This window comes from Sphaerochaeta sp., from assembly GCF_050256055.1.
Lineage (GTDB): Bacteria > Spirochaetota > Spirochaetia > Sphaerochaetales > Sphaerochaetaceae > Sphaerochaeta.
In genome coordinates this window covers 1-18,213 of sequence record NZ_JBFWIJ010000017.1, presented here as the reverse complement: position 1 = coordinate 18,213, position 18,213 = coordinate 1, and the positions used below count along the sequence as shown (strand labels likewise).

Annotated in this window: 17 protein-coding genes; 10 read left to right on the top strand and 7 right to left on the bottom strand. The window is 52.3% G+C overall.

Annotated features, from left to right (window positions below):
• Positions 1 to 178: 178 nt before the first annotated feature.
• Together AB7C91_RS08115 and purB are read left to right on the top strand one after the other, a co-directional pair.
• On the top strand, positions 179 to 1,267 hold the full coding sequence (locus AB7C91_RS08115; protein ID WP_332446080.1) for an extracellular solute-binding protein: 1,089 nt from the start codon (positions 179 to 181) through the stop codon (positions 1,265 to 1,267).
• Between the two features lie 46 nt (positions 1,268 to 1,313).
• Positions 1,314 to 2,732 carry an adenylosuccinate lyase gene (gene purB / locus AB7C91_RS08110; RefSeq protein WP_332446079.1) on the top strand — a complete coding sequence of 473 codons (1,419 nt, stop codon included), beginning with the start codon at positions 1,314 to 1,316 and terminating at the stop codon, positions 2,730 to 2,732.
• Here the strand turns inward: purB and AB7C91_RS08105 are convergent.
• From AB7C91_RS08105 to AB7C91_RS08095, 3 genes are read right to left on the bottom strand one after another with little or no spacing between them, the layout of a single operon-like run.
• Positions 2,707 to 3,333: a YqaA family protein gene (locus AB7C91_RS08105; protein ID WP_332446078.1), complete on the bottom strand. Its 627-nt coding sequence runs from the start codon at positions 3,331 to 3,333 to the stop codon at positions 2,707 to 2,709. The genes purB and AB7C91_RS08105 overlap by 26 nt on opposite strands.
• Positions 3,330 to 4,514: an alanyl-tRNA editing protein gene (locus AB7C91_RS08100; RefSeq protein WP_332446077.1), complete on the bottom strand. Its 1,185-nt coding sequence runs from the start codon at positions 4,512 to 4,514 to the stop codon at positions 3,330 to 3,332. Before AB7C91_RS08100 ends, AB7C91_RS08105 begins: the two co-directional genes overlap by 4 nt.
• 14 nt (positions 4,515 to 4,528) lie before the next feature.
• A complete protein-coding gene (locus tag AB7C91_RS08095; protein WP_332446076.1) occupies positions 4,529 to 5,182 on the bottom strand; it encodes a trimeric intracellular cation channel family protein in 654 nt (217 codons plus the stop codon).
• A gap of 81 nt (positions 5,183 to 5,263) precedes the next feature.
• Here AB7C91_RS08095 and AB7C91_RS08090 point away from each other — a divergent pair, with 81 nt between their 5' ends.
• From AB7C91_RS08090 to AB7C91_RS08055, 8 genes are all read left to right on the top strand, one after another.
• A complete protein-coding gene (locus AB7C91_RS08090; protein ID WP_332446075.1) occupies positions 5,264 to 5,863 on the top strand; it encodes a DUF6657 family protein in 600 nt (199 codons plus the stop codon).
• 263 nt (positions 5,864 to 6,126) lie between these two features.
• Positions 6,127 to 7,467, top strand: a complete 1,341-nt coding sequence (locus AB7C91_RS08085) for an ABC transporter substrate-binding protein (RefSeq protein WP_428590461.1) — start codon at positions 6,127 to 6,129, stop codon at positions 7,465 to 7,467.
• A gap of 164 nt (positions 7,468 to 7,631) precedes the next feature.
• Entirely contained in the window at positions 7,632 to 8,525 is an 894-nt protein-coding gene (locus AB7C91_RS08080) for a sugar ABC transporter permease (protein WP_332446073.1), read from the top strand.
• Positions 8,525 to 9,370, top strand: coding sequence for a carbohydrate ABC transporter permease (locus AB7C91_RS08075; RefSeq protein ID WP_428590458.1), 846 nt, complete (start codon positions 8,525 to 8,527; stop codon positions 9,368 to 9,370). The genes AB7C91_RS08080 and AB7C91_RS08075 overlap by 1 nt, the downstream gene beginning before the upstream one ends.
• A gap of 7 nt (positions 9,371 to 9,377) precedes the next feature.
• The gene (locus AB7C91_RS08070) at positions 9,378 to 10,073 is read left to right on the top strand and encodes a FadR/GntR family transcriptional regulator (protein ID WP_332446071.1); all 696 of its coding nucleotides are present in this window, start codon (positions 9,378 to 9,380) and stop codon (positions 10,071 to 10,073) included.
• Between the two features lie 26 nt (positions 10,074 to 10,099).
• Positions 10,100 to 11,338 carry an alpha-L-fucosidase gene (locus AB7C91_RS08065; protein WP_428590455.1) on the top strand — a complete coding sequence of 413 codons (1,239 nt, stop codon included), beginning with the start codon at positions 10,100 to 10,102 and terminating at the stop codon, positions 11,336 to 11,338.
• A gap of 12 nt (positions 11,339 to 11,350) precedes the next feature.
• Positions 11,351 to 12,490 carry an aminotransferase class I/II-fold pyridoxal phosphate-dependent enzyme gene (locus AB7C91_RS08060; protein ID WP_332446069.1) on the top strand — a complete coding sequence of 380 codons (1,140 nt, stop codon included), beginning with the start codon at positions 11,351 to 11,353 and terminating at the stop codon, positions 12,488 to 12,490.
• A gap of 9 nt (positions 12,491 to 12,499) precedes the next feature.
• The gene (locus AB7C91_RS08055) at positions 12,500 to 14,296 is read left to right on the top strand and encodes a hypothetical protein (RefSeq protein ID WP_332446068.1); all 1,797 of its coding nucleotides are present in this window, start codon (positions 12,500 to 12,502) and stop codon (positions 14,294 to 14,296) included.
• 46 nt (positions 14,297 to 14,342) lie between these two features.
• Here AB7C91_RS08055 and AB7C91_RS08050 read toward each other — a convergent pair whose 3' ends face one another.
• The 4 genes from AB7C91_RS08050 to AB7C91_RS08035 all read right to left on the bottom strand — a co-directional run.
• Positions 14,343 to 15,632 carry a malic enzyme-like NAD(P)-binding protein gene (locus AB7C91_RS08050; protein ID WP_428590452.1) on the bottom strand — a complete coding sequence of 430 codons (1,290 nt, stop codon included), beginning with the start codon at positions 15,630 to 15,632 and terminating at the stop codon, positions 14,343 to 14,345.
• 19 nt (positions 15,633 to 15,651) lie between these two features.
• On the bottom strand, positions 15,652 to 16,794 hold the full coding sequence (locus AB7C91_RS08045; RefSeq protein ID WP_428590449.1) for an Ldh family oxidoreductase: 1,143 nt from the start codon (positions 16,792 to 16,794) through the stop codon (positions 15,652 to 15,654).
• Positions 16,795 to 16,811: 17 nt separating this feature from the next.
• The gene (locus AB7C91_RS08040; RefSeq protein ID WP_332446065.1) at positions 16,812 to 17,591 is read right to left on the bottom strand and encodes a DeoR/GlpR family DNA-binding transcription regulator; all 780 of its coding nucleotides are present in this window, start codon (positions 17,589 to 17,591) and stop codon (positions 16,812 to 16,814) included.
• Positions 17,592 to 17,709: 118 nt separating this feature from the next.
• On the bottom strand, positions 17,710 to 18,213 hold a 504-nt coding region (locus AB7C91_RS08035), incomplete at its 5' end, for a hypothetical protein (RefSeq protein WP_428590446.1).

The following is an 18,213-nucleotide window of genomic DNA, read 5'->3' as shown; positions in this document are numbered from 1 at the left end:
TACAGGAGATGCCGATGCGCCGATCAACGACCTTCCCATTCTATCTTCTCCTTTCCACTCCAGCCTAGAATCCTCAAACGGGCCTTGCATCGACAAGGCTTCACAGCTATCACCGATCCAGGGAATGGCGTATGTTGACCTGGACGGGCAGACATCATCACAACAGGAGGTTTAGCCCATGCGCAAACCTACCACCAAGCACTTCATCCTTTCTCTGTTCCTGGTCCTAGCTGCCAGCCTGCTCTTCTTCGGTTGCTCCAAAAGCACGAACACCGAGGAGAGTTCGAAGAATACCACCGGCAGCAAGAAGCTGTATGTGTACAACTGGTCCTACTATACTCCCGACTCGGTCATCGAATCATTCGAAAAGGAATATGGGGTGGACGTCGTTCTGGATTACTTCGCTTCCAATGAAGAAATGTTCGCCAAGCTGATGGCCAGCGGCGATGCCGGATACGACATCGTCTTCCCTTCGGGAGACTATGTCTCGATCATGAAGAGCCTGGGCATGCTGGAGAAGATCGACACCTCGAAGATGCCCAACCTGCAGTACATCACCCCGCTGGTATTGTCCAAGGCCACCTACGATCCGACCATGGAGTATTCGGTCCCCTACTATATGGGAGCAAGTGGCATTGCAGTGAACAAGCAAATGGTCAGCTCGTACGAAAAGACGTGGAACATCTTTGCGGACACCCGCTACAAGGGCCGCATGGTCATGATGGACGACATGCGTGAGGTTCTCGGAGACGCCCTGGCGTACCTTGGGTATTCGGTCAACTCTACCGATCCGGCCCAGTTGGAACAGGCACGCAAACTCGTTAATGACAAGTGGAAGCCGAACTTGGTGAAGTTCGATGCGGAAGGATTCGCCAAGGCGTTTGCCAGCGGGGAATATTGGGTTTCCCATGGATATGCAGAAGCCATTTTCGAGGAACTTCCCCAACAGCAGTGGGACAATGTCGATTTCTTCCTCCCCCAGCAAGGCGGCCCGATGTACATTGACTCGATGTGTATTCCCAAGGGAGCACGCAACTACGATCTGGCTTTGGAATTCATCAACTACATCCATAAGCCGGAGAACTATGCCCAATTCCTCGATCGCTTCCACTTCCCCGCCTCGGTGAATACCGAAGCAGAGAAGTATCGGACCACCAAGCCCTTCTACACGGTCGACATGCTGACCAACTATGAATTGAAGGAAGATCTGGGATCGAACCTGGAGATGTACAACAAGGCATGGGAGACCATCCGTTACGTAGATTGAAAGAATCGGACGAACACGGTAGAGTCATGGGTAAGCGGAGGACTGAATGCAAAGCTTTACCCATGACACCTACATTTCCCCCTTTACGTGGCGCTATGCGACAGATGAGATGCGTTCCATCTTCAGTGAAGAGCACAAGCGCAGACTCCTCAGAAACGTCTGGGTGGCATTGGCCACCGCTGAAATGGAAGCTGGTCTGGTAACAACCGACCAGCTTTCCCAGTTGAAAGCCCATCAAAATGACGTTGACATCGAACGGGCCATGCAGATTGAAGCGGAAATCCATCATGACTTGATGGCCGAAATCAAAACGTATGCAGAGCAGTGCCCGCTTGCCGCTCCGATCATTCACCTCGGAGCCACCAGCATGGACATCCTGGACAATATGGATGCAATCAGGCTAAAGGAAGCCTTGACCTTGGTCATCGACCGGACCGTCGAACTGCTCAAGGTCTTCGTGGAGAAGATGGAGGCGTACGCCGAGTTCCCCTGTATGGCTTTCACCCATATCCAACCAGCCGAGCCCACCACCGTCGGATATCGGTTTGCCCAGACCGCCCAGGATCTGAAGGAAGACCTGGAGGATTTGCTTCGGGTGCGTATGACGATCAGAGGCAAAGGAATGAAGGGCGCGGTGGGAACCAGCGCAAGTTATACCGAATTGCTCAAGGGTACAAATCTGAGTGCCAAAGCCTTGGAAGATCGCGTCATGCAGGAGTTGGGACTCCCCTGCTATACGGCGGCCACCCAGGTCTACAGCCGCAAGCAGGATCTCAAAGTCGGCAGTACGCTGTCATCCTTGTGCTGCACACTTTACAAGTTCTTCATCGACTTCAGGCTGTTGCAGAGTCCTCCGATCGGCGAATGGAGTGAACCGTTCGGAGCGAAGCAAGTCGGCTCGTCGGCCATGCCGTTCAAGCGCAATCCAATCAACAGTGAAAAGATCGACAGCCTGTGCCGCTATGTGGAAAGCCAGGTCGGCGTCCTGTGGCAGAATGCAGCTTCCACCCTCCTCGAGCGTACCCTCGACGACAGTGCCAACCGTCGTTTGGTCCTGCCCGATGTATTCCTGGCGTGTGACGAGATTCTGGGCACCGCGGTGAACGTGGTGAAAGGAATGCAGATCCATAAGGCTGGTATTGCACGCAACCTGGATGCCTACGGTATCTTTGCCGCAAGTGAACGACTCTTGATGGAGCTGGGAAAGCAGGGAGCGAACCGACAGGAGATGCATGAACTGATCAGGGAGCACAGCCTCAAGGCATGGGCTGAGGTACAGGCGGGGAAACCCAATACCCTTGCCGACATGCTCAGCGATGATCAGGTGGTGCGCTCCTACCTGAACAAGGAAGAAATCCTTGCCACCTTGGATGCCCGTCACTACATCGGCGACAGTGCCGAGCGAACCCGCAGGGTTGCCGATCAGGCAAGAAGTGTGATCAAGCAATACCAAGCAAGCCGCTGAAGATCAGATAGTACAATCCCATCCGAGCGTATCGGATCGTCGAGGCAGCCAACACATAGGGAGCTTTGAGTTCCAGAATGCCCGCTACGATGCAGATGGTGGAAAACGGCAAGGGGGTGAGGCCGCTGATCACAATGGCCCACAATCCGTAGCGGGTGATGAGCTGCTGGGTATGGGTTCCCGACTGCTTGAGCACCCAATGGCGGAACATCGGGATCAGGCCGACCAGCCTTCCGAACAGGTATGCAGTGAAAGCACCGGCTACGGAAGCCGTGCCCATGACGAAAATCGCCTGCAACGGAGGCCAATGCATCACGAAAGGCCAGATGAAATCCACCGACAACGGGGCTACGACCAAGTCAACCAGATAGACATACAGGGCAACTCCGAATATGCCGAAGTTGTCGATGAACTGCTGGATGAGTGCATTCTTGTCCAGCCCCAGACTTTTGTAATACTGAAAAGCGATGAAATACAAGGAAAAGATGCACACCATGGCAAGCAGGGTCCGAAAGAGCAGCTTTCGCACGTTCAATGTTCCATCTTCCTTCAGATAGGTTTCCTTGGAGAAGAGGACCTGCAGCCATTGCCTGAGCTTCATCGCACCAGCCTCGCAAAGGAATCGAGCAGGGTGAGCCCATCCCCGCTTCCCGATCCCTGGTAGAGGGGAGGGCGTCCCCCTCCCTTACCTTGGATGGGTTCAAGCAGGGATGATTTGATGCGGGAGAAGTCCACCAAGGATGCCCCCTTCCCTTGCAGCGCGACCAACCACATAACCCGCTCCCCGTCCTGTTTGACGGCACAGAGTGCCAGATCCTGATATTCGGTGACCGCCTGCCCGATTTCCTTGAGTGCAAGCTCCTCCCCAACAAGCCAGAGTACCAGCGGGATGCCTGAGATCGGGTCAGCTTTTTCCACCTTCTGCGACAGCAGAAGCGAGGCAATCGTCTGACGGGCTTTCTGCAAGGCAGCTTTGTCGCGACCTGCAGCTGCCAGTGCTTGGAATGCTGTTTCAGACAAGGTGTCAAGCGGAGAGGAGAACATCACTCCCAATTCCTCTCCCACCTGCTCGGCTTTCCTGATCGCCTTTCTTGCAGCATCGGCGACAGTGAAAAGCAGGCGAATATGACCACGCATCTTTTCCTGGCCTTGGTAGTGGAACAGTTGGACTTCCCGGGTATTGGCGACATGGAGGCCTCCACAGGCAATAGTATCCACGCCTTCAATGATCACCAACCGCACACCATCACCTTCCACCTTGATCGACCGCCTCAGATCCAAGGATTGGGCGGAAGCTTGGGTATGGACTTCATAGCGTATTGGATGTGCTTCCAACACTGCAGCATTGACCAGGTCTTCCAATGCGTAGCAGGTTTCAAGGGGGATGTGACTTGCATCGGTCTCGATGGTCATGATTTCCTGGCCTTGGTGCACGCTGGTCGTACCAATGCCGAAGTGGGAATACAAGAGACCGCTGGCAATATGCTGGGCGGTATGCATCTGCATGAATTGATACCGGTGTCCCCAATCCAAGGTGATCGTCACGGTATCGCCTTCGGCAAAACCGGGATCCGTCACATGGTGATAGATCGTCCCTTCATGATCCTTGGTGGTGTCTTCCAGTACAGAGGACCCGAGAAAACCGATGTCCCCGCTCTGTCCACCACCCTCAGGATAGCAGATGGTCTTGTCGAGGATTACGCCTGCATCGGTGATGGAGACAACGGTCGCCTCAAGGCTCTGGAGATAGGGTTGCTCGTAATACATGGGTCGTGAATGCATGAAAACCTTCCGTTCTAGTCTTGCATGGTCAGATAATCATCCACCGGAAGTGCAGTGTCTGCAACCGGTAGATGAAACCGATATTTGATGGCGATGAGCCGGATGATGAAAACCAAGAGACTCACGACGATGAATTTGCCGAAGAGTCCCAGCGGGGTAAACTCCAACCCAAGATACGCCAAGCCCCCGATCAAGGAAGCGGTTGCATAGAAATCGCTGGTCAGTACGGTAGGTACCGAGCGGCTCATGATATCCCGGACCACTCCTCCTCCGACAGCCGAAAAAACCCCGCACATGAGCTGGCCTACCGGGCCTATGCCGAACATGGCTCCTTTGGCAACCCCCAGGGCGGTGAATACGCCCAATCCCAGTGAATCGGCGAACAGGATGACCCTCCACTTACCGACAAATTTCGGGGCAAGGAAGAAAACGGCCAGACCGGTTCCCACGCAGATGAGGATATAGGCGCTGTTGGTCAGGGCTGCGACCGGTGTGGCACCCAGCAGCATGTCGCGCAGCATACCGCCTCCGCAGCCGACCGTACAGGCGAAGACGACCACCCCCAGGATGTCCAACTTGCAGCGAACTCCCTTCACCGCACCGGTTATGGCAAAGATGAAGGTCCCGAAGAGGTCGAAGCTATAGATGATGGTTTGTTCGATTCCCATGCATCGAGCCTATCACCAAAAGCAAGACTTGTCCAAGACGGTAAGATATACTATCTTTGGTAACGTCACGAGGAGTTAGCTATGGCGATAATCAAATCTGCATGGGAATTGGCACTGGAGAAAACCGAAGCACTCCAAGCCGACCCGGAGAAGATCAAGCGGGACCTGAAGGTCAAGGAAGGAAGGCAGTTGGCTGCAACATTCCTCAATGATATAGATGCTACCAAGGAAGTAACAGAGCAGAAGTATGCATCCTACCAAGGACAGGCCAAGGAAGCAGTGAAGGAAGGCATGGTCCTTACCCTTCTGTCCAATCTTGCACTTCCAAGAAACAAGATGTTCAAGGATTCGTTTGCCAAGGTCATCGATCTTGGGCTCATCCTTGGATCCGGAAATGAGCAACTCTCTGAACTGCTCGGTCAGTTGGAGGGGTTCTTCTCCCAATACCTGCAAAACCAGGATGATTTGGTGGAACGGATGAAGCAGCAGTTCGCGCCGCACCTCCAGCAGAAGGAAGCCCAGCTCAGACAGCAATACGGCCCGAATTTCACGCTGAGACCGGAACAAGATCCTGAGTTCATGAAGTTGCTTGACAAACAACTTTCCCAGCTCGATGAGCAATATGCCAATATCCTTGGCCAAGCAAAGGAACAGATCAAGGAAATGCTTGGTATTGCATGACCTTCCCCGTCAAGTTGTACAGCCTGCCTTCCCGGCAGGCTCTTTTTTTGGTGTTGGTTTCATACATAAATTGCCTCTTTTTTTCATTGACAGTAAGAAAAGATATGATAGGATAAGGTTAAGTGGTTCTTCTTTAGAACCAATTTAGCTTGATTTATTCCGATTATACAAATTATATAGCCAATAGTGGTTCTTTTTTAGACCATTTTATACGTCCATCGCGGATCCCGTATGCAGGGAACGTATAGCCAAAGGAGGGTTATATGAAAGGTAAGTTGAAGTTGTTCATGGTATGTACACTCATGGCAGTCATGACGACACTGGTTGCAGCCCCGTCTGCAGAAAAGCAGAACGAGCCGCTTCGGTTCATCGATGTATCTCCCAGTCCGACGCGTCAGGAGTATTTCACCAAGACCTTTGAGAAATTCAAACAGGAAACTGGAATTTCGGTTGTGTACGAGAGTGTTCCCTGGGATGATGCGGCAAACAAACTCACGGTTCTTGGAGCATCCAATCAGTTGCCTGATGTCATGACCACATGGGCCGGTTGGCTCGGTCAGTTCACCGAAGCCGGATGGGTGGTTCCTCTTTCCGATTACATCGGCAATACCACCAGTGAATATGCATCGACCGTAACCCAATTGGTTTGGAAAGCCGAGAAAGAACTGTACGGCAATATCTACACCATTCCCGATGGCATGATGGTCAAGGGCGTATTCGTTCGCAAGGATTGGGCGAAGGATGCCGGCTTGCAGCTGGACCCGAAGAAAGGCTGGACGTATGCCGAATATTTCGATGCTGTCTACAAACTCACCGATCCGGCAAAGAACCATTATGGAACGTCTTTCCGTGGTTCCCGCGGAGCATTCGATCCTCTGTTCGTCTATCTGGAAAGCCTGCATGGTGGTTCCGCATACGCTCCTGACGGGTCCACGTTGTTCGCCAACCAAGAAGCGGTCGATGCATACAAGAAGTGGATGGGTCTGTATCTTGATGGATGCGCTCCCAAAGATGCGATCAACTGGGGATTCGTCGAGATGGTGGACAACTTCTGCGGCGGCCTCACCGGCACGCTGATCAATGACAGTGAAGTTGCTGCCACGTGTCTTGCCAACATGCAGGATGATCAATGGATGGTCATGCCGATGCCCAAGAGTGACAAGGATGGAAAGATTTACAATACGGTCAACTCCCCGTATGCATACTCCATTTCCTCCTCCTCAAAAAACAAGGATGCAGCATGGAAGCTGATTGAATTCCTTACCAGACCGGACAATAATATTGAGTATTGCAAGCTGACCGGATTGATCCCCATCAAGACAGCGGTCGGAAATGATCCGTATTACGGACCGAACGGCCCGTATGCCGCGTTCGTGCAACAGCTCAATGACCCTGCAATGGTGGTTCCCGTGGCATTCGGCCCGTTCAACTACACCGATATGCACCAGGGAATGATGCATGAGGAGATGCAGAAGTACTTGTTGGGCAAGCAGTCCGCCCAGACTTCCTTGTTCAATGTGGTGAAGGAACTGGAGAAGCGCATGAAAGCGTATCTTGCAGAGAATCCGGGGTCTGAAGTGGAGCAGCCGAAGGGTTTGATGTAACAAAACAATCACCCGGTACTGCAGGGGAACCTGCAGTGTCGGGCATTTTGGAGAGGATGAGGATTATGGGAATTTTGGTTCTATATTTGCTTGGTGTTGCTCTTGTTTGCGCCTTGGGTATCGCCTTCATCAGAAATCATACGAAACATCAGCATACAACTACCATGCGAAACCTTGCGGCAAAAAGGAAAGCGGAACCCTATCTTTTCATGCTCCCCACCCTGCTCTTGTTGCTGTTGATGTTCGGATATCCGTTGATCAACAGCTTCATTATGGCATTTCAGAATTACAAGCTTACCGCACCAGGTAAGATCCATTACAATGGCTTGGCCAATTTTACAAAGCTCTTCTCGGAAACGGATATTTCCCTTATCATTCGCAATTCATTTCTCTATGTCATCATATCAGTTGCAGGGCAGTTCCTACTCGGGATGACGCTTGCCATGGCATTGAACAAGCAATTCCCCTTCCGCGGATTGTATCAGGCCCTGGTCTTCCTTCCTTGGTCATTCTCTGCCTTCGTGATCGGGTTGATGCATCGTTGGTCCTTCAATGGAGAATATGGGGTGGTCAACGACCTCTTGCTCAGATTTTCGGTAATCGGGGAGAAAATTGCTTGGCTCGGAACGCCGGGATATTCCTTGGCGGTAGTGATCATGGCTATGATCTGGATGGGCATCCCCTTCTTTGCGATCATGATCCTCGCTGCACTCCAATCGATTCCTGCAGATGTGTATGAGGCATCCCATATCGACGGATGCGGCCCGTTTCGGCGTTTCTTCCAGATCACATTGCCGTATATCAAACCAACGGTGATCGTAACGATTCTGCTCAGGACGATCTGGATCTTCAATTCCTTCGATCTCATCGTAGTCATTACGAACGGGGGACCGGCGAATTACTCGCAGACCCTGCCGTCCTACATGTATACCAAAGCGTTCTCAAGTTATGATTTCGGACTTGCTTCAGCACTGGGCGTATTGTTGATGGTGACCTTGGTGTTGTATGTTTCCGTCTTCCTGAAAGCAACCAATTACAACAAAGCGGGGAACTTCTGATGAAAACCTACCGAATGCAACGACACATGGGGAATCTCGGAAGAACACTCATTCTGCTTTTCTTCCTGCTTCTGGTGATCATGCCCATGTATTGGATGGCCGTCACCTCCTTCAAGACGAATGCAGAGATCATCAATGCACAGCAAATCACCTATTACCCTCATGAGGTAACTTCCGAAAACTATGTACAACTCTTCCAGTTGTACGATTACAGACAGATGCTGCTGAACAGTCTCATCGTATCGGTCAGCACGGGGCTGTGCATTACCATGCTCGCAATCCTGGGAGGGTATGGACTGGCACGATATACCTTCCGCGGGAAGGACATGATGCTCCTCTTCTTTCTGGTTACCCAGATGATACCGGGGATTCTGGTAATCATTCCTTTGTATGTCATCTTTTCCAAGCTGGGCATGATCAACACCCGTTTGAGCCTGTTCTTCTTCTACCTGATTTCCAATCTTCCGTTTTGTGTCATTACCATGCGCAGTTTCTTTGAACGAATTCCCTATACCCTGGAGGAAGCGGCATATGTCGATGGTTGTTCCAAGATGAAGAGTCTGGTACGCATCGTCCTGCCGGTTATGTTCCCCGGAATCGTCGCCGTCTTTGTTTTTGCATTTATTGGTGCATGGAATGAATTGATTGCTGGTACAATATTCATCAACACCTCCAACCTATGGACCGTCCCGGTAGGATTGAAGTCGCTGATCGGTAAATATGATGTCAAATGGGGCGTCCTGATGGCCGGAGGTGTATGCGCCCTGCTGCCCACTGCCATCATGTTTGCATTCATGCAAAAATTCGTGGTTGAAGGATTGACGGCAGGAGCCGTCAAGGAGTGACCTGACTATGAACAGCGAGAAACCCATCAAACCGATTGCAAAGGATTTGATCCATGAAAAGGTGACGGATGCCTTGATCAGCTACATTTACCGCAGCGGCTTGAAGATCGGGGACAAGCTTCCGGGGGAACGGCAGTTGGCCCAGGAGCTGGCAGTCGGCCGGAATTCGGTCCGTCAGGGGCTGTGTCAACTTGAGGAGAAAGGGATCATTGAGCGGATGGTCGGCAAGGGCGCGTTCGTCAAACGGGAAGTGACCGCCGATTCCATTCAACTCAAGTTGATGCGGGTCAACTATCAGGATCTGCTGGAGATCAAGATCTGCATCGAACAATTGGCCATCCGAAGAGCAGTGGACTGTGCTACGGATGAACAGATTGCCCACCTGAAAGTATTGGCCGACCGGTTGTGCGCGATGGCCGATGAAGGCAAGTTTTCCGTTGAAGTGGACAGACAATTCCACATAGCTTTGCTGGAATGCGGCGGCAGTTCCACGCTTACCCAATTGGTGCTTTCCTTGATCGACTCATTGAACAGTTTCACCAATATTCTGGGCAATGTATCCGATATCTGGGTTCGAACCATCCCCTTCCACCGGGACATTGTTACCGCCCTTGAACAACGTCAGGCAAGTTATGCCATTGCGGCGCATGAATATATCTATCGTTATGACTTGGAAGTATTGAATAGTCTGACGGAAACATAAGATCAGAAAGAGAGGTTGATACCAACATGGGGACACCACAAGCATGGTGGACGGACGGGAAATTCGGACTGTTCATCCACTGGGGGTTGTATGCTCTGCTCGCCGGCGAATATCAAGGCAGGCGTACGGAAAATATTGCAGAATGGATTATGCATGATCTTGATATCCCGAAAGATGAATATCGGCAGCTCGCTTCCCGTTTCCACGGAAAAGCCTTCAATGCGGACCTGCTTGTTCAACTGGCCAAGCAGGCGGGGATGCGTTATATCGTATTCACCAGCAAACATCATGAGGGATTTTCCCTGTTTGACTCCGATTTCAGTTCCTATACCAGTGCAAAGACTGCTTCTCATCGCGATTTCGTACGTGAACTCAAGGACGCTTGCGACCGGCATGATCTGATGTTTGGACTGTATTATTCCCAGGCACAGGATTGGGATGACAGCGACGCCTGCCGGGACGGCTTCGGCCCGGAAGGGAAAGATTTCGAACGGTATTTCCAGAACAAGTGCCTCCCCCAGATAACCGAGCTGTTGACGAAATACGGGAAAATCGGGTTGCTTTGGCTCGATACTCCCATGTATATGACCCAGGAGCAGTCTGAACGTATCAAGAAGTTGGTAAAACGCCTCCAGCCTGATTGCTTGATCAGCGGCAGGATCGGCAACGGACTGGGTGATTACATGACCACCGGGGATAATTTCATACCTTCTTTGCCCTATCCCGGCCCCTTCGAGGTTCCGGCAACCATCAACAGCACCTGGGGATACAATGCCTTCGATTCGCAATGGAAAACCCCCAAGCAACTCCTTCGTTCCTTGGTCAAGATCGTAAGCAGAGGTGGCAACTATCTGTTGAATATCGGCCCACGAGGTGACGGCAGCATTCCCGAGGAAAGCATTCGTGTTCTAGAGTCCATCGGCTCGTTCATGCGGAAAAACGGGCAGAGCATCTATGAAACCCGTGCGCTGCCACTTTATCCATACGATATCGAGTGGGGATTTTTCACCGCAAAGCAAGGCAGGCTCTTCATCCATATTTTTGAGGAGATGGATCGTGCCTATCTGTTGAACATTGCCAACAAGCCACTTCGTTGCTATCGTCTTTCCGATGGGCTGGAACTGACGTTGAAAGAGCGTACCACCTGTGAAGGCGACAGCAGCTGGTTGATCAACCTCCCACCCCGTCAAAAGGGAGAGATCGATCAGGTTGTCTGTGTGGAAATTGCAGAAGATTTTGTAGTATTCGAGCCCATCAAGGGCTGAAGGAATAAGATCATGAAATATGCAGCTGACATCATTACCAACGATTCCTATTCATTTCTGGCAGAAGAACGGCCGGTTGCGGCCCCGTTGTATCAGACATCATTGTTCACTTTCCCGAGCGTCGATGCACTGCGCACGGCATTACAGGACGAACGATCAACGCATTTGTACTCTCGGGGAAACAATCCTACGGTAGAATATGTGGAGCAGAGAATCGCCGCCCTCGAAGGAGGAGAGGCTGCAAAGCTGCTTTCCGCCGGAGTTGCCGCCATTGCCAGCAGCATTCTCAGTTGTGTCAGCCATGGTGATCATATCGTTTGCTCGGCCAATGCCTACACCTGGGCGAAATACATCAGCGGCACCTATTTGAAACGATTCGGGGTTACCGTTACCTTTGTGGATGCCACCAACCTGCAAGAGGTTGAGGACGCCATACAGCCCAATACGAAGGTTTTGTATCTGGAAAGTCCGGGAACGTTGTACCTGCAGGTGTTGGATTTACCGAAACTGGCAACATTGGCAAAGCGACACCATATCACCACCATCGTCGACAACACCTGGGCAACCCCGTTGTACCAGAATCCTTTGTCCTTCGGCATTGATCTGGTAGTGCATTCCGCGTCGAAGTACCTGGGAGGTCACAGCGATATCATCGGGGGAGTGGTAATCGGAAGCAAAGCGTTGATAGACCATATTTTCCGTACAGAATTCCTTCCGATCGGGCATGTTCCCGATCCATTCCAAGCTTGGTTGATCCAACGGGGTATGCGTACCCTTGCGGTGCGAATGCCTTACCATTATCAGAGTGCGCTGCAAGTGTGCGACTTTTTATATGATCATCCGGCCGTGGAACAAGTGTTCTATCCCATGCACCCAAAGAGTCCTTCCTACGCGCTCGCCTCTTCGCAGATGAAGGGGGGATCAGGACTACTCTCCCTACGGTTGAAGTGTACCGACCGCTCGAAGATAGAGTCGGCCATCGATTCCTTGAAGATGTTCAGGATAGGGGTAAGCTGGGGTGGATACGAGAGTTTGGTATTCCCTCCGCTTGCAACCAAGGACGGCGATCCTTCCGTGTTGCGTCTGCACATAGGTCTGGAGGAAACCCAGTCGTTGCTTGGGGACCTGGGCCAAGCATTTGCACGGTTATAGGAAGCTCCGATGGATACCGATGCCAGACCGTATGTACGATGGTGGTGGTTTTCCGGCCCTATCAACACCAAGGATATCAACGAGCAGCTTGACTGGCTTCAGGAACATGGGTTCGGCGGGGTTGAGTTGGCTTGGGTGTACCCCCAGCCAGAGTCAAAGCCTGACGAAGGCCCACGCTTTCTCGATGATGCATTCCAAGCATGCATCGCTTACACCCAGCAAGCGTGTGCCCAAAGAAACCTTGGGTGCGACCTCACCTTCGGTACGCTTTGGCCGTTCTGCGGTACCTTCATTCCCCAGCAGTATCGCAGCAAGAGGATTGGGGGATTCAGCAACCAGACGGTGAACCGCAGTTGGGAGTCACGGTATGACAAGCATGAAGCCGGAGTCCTCGATCATCTGGATGAGCAGGCTCTTAGGTGGTATGCACAGTATCTTGCCGATCATGGCTTTCGTCGGTTCGCGCAACAGCATGCCTGTGCATTCTTCTGCGATTCCTGGGAAGTTGACCCCCATAATCTAGGCTTCTCAGGATTTCAGGAGCAATTCGTTGCGCAATTCGGCTATGCATATGATCCACACAACGCCACTGCAGACCAACGCTTCGATTATCGGCACTTGATCAGCAATCGTGTTCTCGATCATTTCTACCGGCCCTACTCAGAAATCTGCCACCAACTGGGAGCAGCCAGCCGTGTCCAATGCCATGGCGCCCCTACCGATATTCTTGCAGCCTATGCACTGTCTGACATTCCCGAATCGGAAACGCTTCTCTTCGACCCGAAGTTTGCGTTATTGGCCGCCTCCGCTGCCACATTTCATCAGAAACCAATGGTTTCGAGCGAAAGCTTCTCATGCATCTACGGGTGGGTACCCAGCCCTGCTTCGCCACCGTATCTGAAACAGGAACGGGTTGAGGACCTTCGTTGTGTTGCCGATGCCCAGTTCGCCTGGGGGGTAAATCGCGTAGTCTGGCATGGTATGCCCTCCAAGCAACAATCATTTTATGCTACCGTGGAGGTAAGTCCAGACAGCTCGTTGGCACCCGATTTCACCTCATTCAATGCTTACTTGCAAGCCATTTCTCAAGTTCTGATGCAAGGACAAACGGTCTCGCGTCTTACTATCCTTTTGCCATTGGAAGACCAATGGATGGACGATGAGTTGCCGGAACATCTGAGAAAGCCGAGCAGCCAATATTGGTGGGAGCTTCAGGAATTGGATATACCCGATGAATTGCTGCCCTATCGTCCTCTTTGGTTCTCTTCCCAATGGCTATCTGAGGTTACCGTTCTCGATGGCAAGTTGTGGTACCAGGGGTGCGACCTCGGCGTTCTCTATTGCCCGGCAAAATTCCTCTTGTTCTCGACCGTCCAGCGGTTGGCTGAACTGGCCGAATTGGGGGCCCCTCTGCTTGTACCCACCGAACTAAAGGAACCAGGTACGATCAAGCATGCCGGGTATGCCAAATTGGCCAAGCAGCTGTCCAATGCATCAGCAAAGTACCCCAGACCTGTATTGCAAAGCGAGATCCCCCTCGATTTCTGGTGCAGGCAGCAGGACGATACCTATCATCTGTTCATCGCACACCCGCAGATGCGAAATCTCCGCTACCCTTTGGCATATGGATATGCTTCGCAGATGCAGCCATATGTAATACAAGCAACATTCTTCTCCCCTACCCGTTCCTATCCACTCCAGTTGGATTTTCCCAGCAACGGTTCACTGCTATTTGCAATTCATGAGGGAACAGGGGAGGTGAGGAAGGTGGAATTGACGCAGATTCATGCAGTGAAGGCCACCTGACAGGCGGCCTTCAACTGCATAGGTTCAAAACTGTACAAACAAGGTTCTAGTTCCAGTACTTTTCCATCCGCTTGACCAAGGTAGCGCGATACGCATCCCAGTCGGTGATGGGTTTCTGGGCAAGGCCTTCTTCACAGGCAGCCTTCGCCACAGCGACAGCTTCCCATTCGATGACACGGGGGTCGAACGGTTTGGGAACAATGTAGTTGCGGCCGAAGCTGAACTTCTGCCCGCCGTACGCCTTCTCCACCGTTGCGGGAACCGGCTCCTTCGCCAATGCAGCAAGCGCTTTGGCGGCGGCCATCTTCATCCCTTCGCTGATGATCCGGGAACGGACATCCAATGCACCGCGGAAAATGAAGGGGAACCCGAGCACGTTGTTGATCTGGTTCGGGTAATCGCTTCTGCCGGTTGCCATGATCAAGTCCTCACGGGTCGCCTTTGCCAATGCATAGTCAATCTCCGGGTTCGGATTGGACATGGCGAAGACCACCGGGTCCTTTGCCATGGAAAGCAGCATCTCCGGAGTAACGCAGTCAGCGACGGAAAGCCCCATCAAGACATCGGCACCCACCAGTGCCTCTGCCAAGGTCCGTGCAGGCTTGTCGGTGGCAAACTCCTCTTTCTCCTTCGTCATCCCGGCTGTACGACCTTGGTAGATGACACCCTTGCTGTCGCACATGATGACGTTCTCCCGCTTGACGCCGGCTGCGATGAACATCTTGCCGCAGGAAATACCGGCGGCGCCGGCACCGTTGACGACAACCTTGATATCGGAAAGCTTCTTACCCACGATCTCACAGCTGTTCATCAAACCGGCGGTGGCGATGATGGCGGTCCCATGCTGATCGTCATGGAAGATGGGGATATCACACTGCTTGATCAACTCCTGTTCGATCTTGAAGCATTCCGGCCCCTTGATATCCTCAAGATTCACCCCGCCGAAGGTGGGGCTCATCGCCTTCACCATGGCGATGATCTTATCCGGATCCTTCTCATCCAACTCGATGTCGAATACATCAATGTCGGCGAATCTCTTGAACAATACGCCCTTTCCTTCCATGACCGGCTTGCCGGCCAAAGCTCCCCGATTCCCAAGACCGAGAATGGCGGTACCGTTGGAGATGACGGCAACCAGATTACCCTTGGAGGTATACTTGTATGCATCCTCAGGATTGTCCGCAATCGCCAGAACCGGTTTTGCAACACCAGGGGTGTAGGCAAGACCGAGTTCATCGGCAGTCTGACAGGGTTTTGACGGTACTACCGATACCTTGCCGGGAACCCCGTCCATCATGTGATACTCAAGCGCGCGCTTGGTCAAATCGTCTTGCATATTCTTGAAGCTCCTTTCCTTATTTCTGCTCGAAATCCCAGTGATAATCCATCTTGAATCGGTCACGCAGCGTAACCATGACCTTCTGCAGGGAAGGGGGAACCGGGCAACCATGTTCCTTGCGGAACTGATAGGCGAGGTATTCCTTCTCTCCAGCGGTGAAGATGTAGTCTTCGCCCGGTGCCTTCATGCTGGCTCTCAGCTCTCGGCAGATGCTGCCGGCGATGAACTTGAACGTGGAAAGCCCCATGAAATGTTCGGGATCGATGGCGATGAAGAAATGCCCGAGTGGATACGGGATCGGCTTGTGGTTCTCATCGAATCCGTTGAGCGCCTTCATCCAGGAACCGTCCTGTAGCGCAGCGGACAGAATCTCAACCACCGTTGCATACCCGTATCCCTTGTATCCGCCGGTTACCTCCCCGATGCCTCCAAGCGGCGTCAGTGCAGCCTTGCCGGTGGTCAGATCTGCGAGCACCTGCTGCGTATCGGTCCTGTTCTTTCCCTCATGGTCGATGACCCAGCCCTCAGGGAGATCCTTTCCGGCTCTGCCGTACACCTCGATCTTTCCCCGCTGGGTGACGCTGGTTGCGCAGTCCAGAACGAAGGGGAATTCCTCATCGGTGGGAAATCCGAAAGTCAGCGGGTTGGTTCCAAGCATATTCTCCACCCCATGGGTGGGTGCTATGGAAGGACGGGCGTTGGTCCCGGTGATACCGAGCATTCCGGCCTTGGTCGCCATGGTGGCATAATAACCTGCGATGCCATAGTGATTGGAATTGCGGACGACCACCATTCCCATACCATACTTCTTCGCCTTTTCAATAGCCATTTCCATGGCCTTGTACCCAGCCACATGTCCCATTCCGTTATGGGCATCGATGACTGCAGTCGCATTCTGGTCCTTGACGATTTCAAGCTCGGTAACCGGGTTCATGATGCCGATGTCGATCCTGTCGATGTAGATCGGCTTCAGTCTCCCAATTCCATGACTGTCGATACCGCGCTTGTCGCTCTCGATCAGAACATCACCAATGATCTTTGCATCTTCGGTGGGAATTCCCGCATGCTGCAGAGCTTCCACCATGAACGCTTCCAAATCCTCAAACGGCACCCATGCACAATCTGTGTAATGTTGGGCATACTCATCCAAATACTTCATTCGGCATTCCTCCTAACCTACTGTGTTGCTATTATGATTTCGAGACCCTCAGGGATCTCCATTTGCTTGACAATATCCCCACCCTTTTCATCAGTGACCAAAACATCCACCTGATCCAGACCGACTGTCCGGAAGTTTGACACCACCCCGATCTTGTTGCAGGCAGCCACGACAATGACCGTACCCACGGTATGCTCGATCATGGCCCGGGTGGTCTCCGCCTCCTCGAGAATGGGGGTGGTAAGTCCGGCAAGGGCGGAAAAGCCATCCACCCCGATGATCGCCTTGTTGGCATAGATTCGTTCAAACAGAGCTGATGAAAGCGAACCGGAAACCGAATGGCTTCGGGTCCGGTAGACTCCGCCGGCAAGAATCAACCGAATCTGCTCGCTGTCCTTGCAGGCATACACGGCATCAATATTGTTGGTGACGATGGTGACTTTCTTTTGGAGTGCAACGATGGAACGAATCACCTCGAAGGTGGTGGAGCCACTGTTGACATACAGCGTGTCTCCCTCTTCCACCATGGCAGCAACCTTGGTTGCGATGCTTGCTTTCTGTTGGGGAAATTCCCCTGCCTTCTGCAGGTAATCGGGTTCGATCGGAAGATTGCGCCTGATCGTAGCACCGCCATGGGTACGCTCGACCAACCCCTTCTTGGCAAGCTGATCCAGATCGCGGCGTATGGTCAGATCACTGACCGAAAGTGTTTCGGCAAGAGCGGCCACATTGACCGTCCCCTCCTGTTGAATCAAGGAGAGAATATAATGCTGTCTGCTTGCCGGAATGATTGACATGAACACTTCCTTGAATGTTTTTGTATCTTTTACCCGTTACATCCCCATAATACAATCATAAACGTTCAAATGTCAACGAAAAAGGCTCCTCTTTGTCCGCTTTCTTTCCAAGCAACGATCAAGAGAAGGTATAGTACGGCTGATAAAGGACGAAAGGTGGATGGAAATACCAGGAGCCAAAGGAAAATCCCAGATAAGGGACTACATGCATCGGCCAATCATCCTGTCGCACCCCGTCTATCAGATGCAGGTAGCTTGCTTCGCCGAAGACACCTACCACCAAGGCAAAATCGAAATACTCTGCATTGGAAAGGCGAAAACGCACGCCTACATCGGCTCCAATGCCGAAGTCCTGTGTCACCGAAGCTACTGCTTCGACCGTCTGGTATTCCGTGTAGGACGGCCCCAGCAGGAAGTATCCCTCAATGCCCCCGGCAAGGACTTCTCTGAAGGCCGGCGCGACAAAGAATGCCAGGCGGGAAAACGCCGGAGATACGGAAAGTGAGAAGGAAGAGGAGAAGCGGGAAGCAAAGCCGATCGGTGAATTCCCAGGAAACAGGAACAAGGAGACATCGGCTCCAAGACTTTGTTCGGACGGCTGCAAGGCGTCGAAAGCCAGGGA

Coding starts and splice junctions, on each gene's coding strand:
- AB7C91_RS08115 (WP_332446080.1), top strand. CDS start 179: ATGCGCAAACCTACCACCAAGCACTTCATCCTTTCTCTGTTCCTGGTC.
- purB (WP_332446079.1), top strand. CDS start 1,314: ATGCAAAGCTTTACCCATGACACCTACATTTCCCCCTTTACGTGGCGC.
- AB7C91_RS08105 (WP_332446078.1), bottom strand. CDS start 3,333: ATGAAGCTCAGGCAATGGCTGCAGGTCCTCTTCTCCAAGGAAACCTAT.
- AB7C91_RS08100 (WP_332446077.1), bottom strand. CDS start 4,514: ATGCATTCACGACCCATGTATTACGAGCAACCCTATCTCCAGAGCCTT.
- AB7C91_RS08095 (WP_332446076.1), bottom strand. CDS start 5,182: ATGGGAATCGAACAAACCATCATCTATAGCTTCGACCTCTTCGGGACC.
- AB7C91_RS08090 (WP_332446075.1), top strand. CDS start 5,264: ATGGCGATAATCAAATCTGCATGGGAATTGGCACTGGAGAAAACCGAA.
- AB7C91_RS08085 (WP_428590461.1), top strand. CDS start 6,127: ATGAAAGGTAAGTTGAAGTTGTTCATGGTATGTACACTCATGGCAGTC.
- AB7C91_RS08080 (WP_332446073.1), top strand. CDS start 7,632: ATGCGAAACCTTGCGGCAAAAAGGAAAGCGGAACCCTATCTTTTCATG.
- AB7C91_RS08075 (WP_428590458.1), top strand. CDS start 8,525: ATGAAAACCTACCGAATGCAACGACACATGGGGAATCTCGGAAGAACA.
- AB7C91_RS08070 (WP_332446071.1), top strand. CDS start 9,378: ATGAACAGCGAGAAACCCATCAAACCGATTGCAAAGGATTTGATCCAT.
- AB7C91_RS08065 (WP_428590455.1), top strand. CDS start 10,100: ATGGGGACACCACAAGCATGGTGGACGGACGGGAAATTCGGACTGTTC.
- AB7C91_RS08060 (WP_332446069.1), top strand. CDS start 11,351: ATGAAATATGCAGCTGACATCATTACCAACGATTCCTATTCATTTCTG.
- AB7C91_RS08055 (WP_332446068.1), top strand. CDS start 12,500: ATGGATACCGATGCCAGACCGTATGTACGATGGTGGTGGTTTTCCGGC.
- AB7C91_RS08050 (WP_428590452.1), bottom strand. CDS start 15,632: ATGCAAGACGATTTGACCAAGCGCGCGCTTGAGTATCACATGATGGAC.
- AB7C91_RS08045 (WP_428590449.1), bottom strand. CDS start 16,794: ATGAAGTATTTGGATGAGTATGCCCAACATTACACAGATTGTGCATGG.
- AB7C91_RS08040 (WP_332446065.1), bottom strand. CDS start 17,591: ATGTCAATCATTCCGGCAAGCAGACAGCATTATATTCTCTCCTTGATT.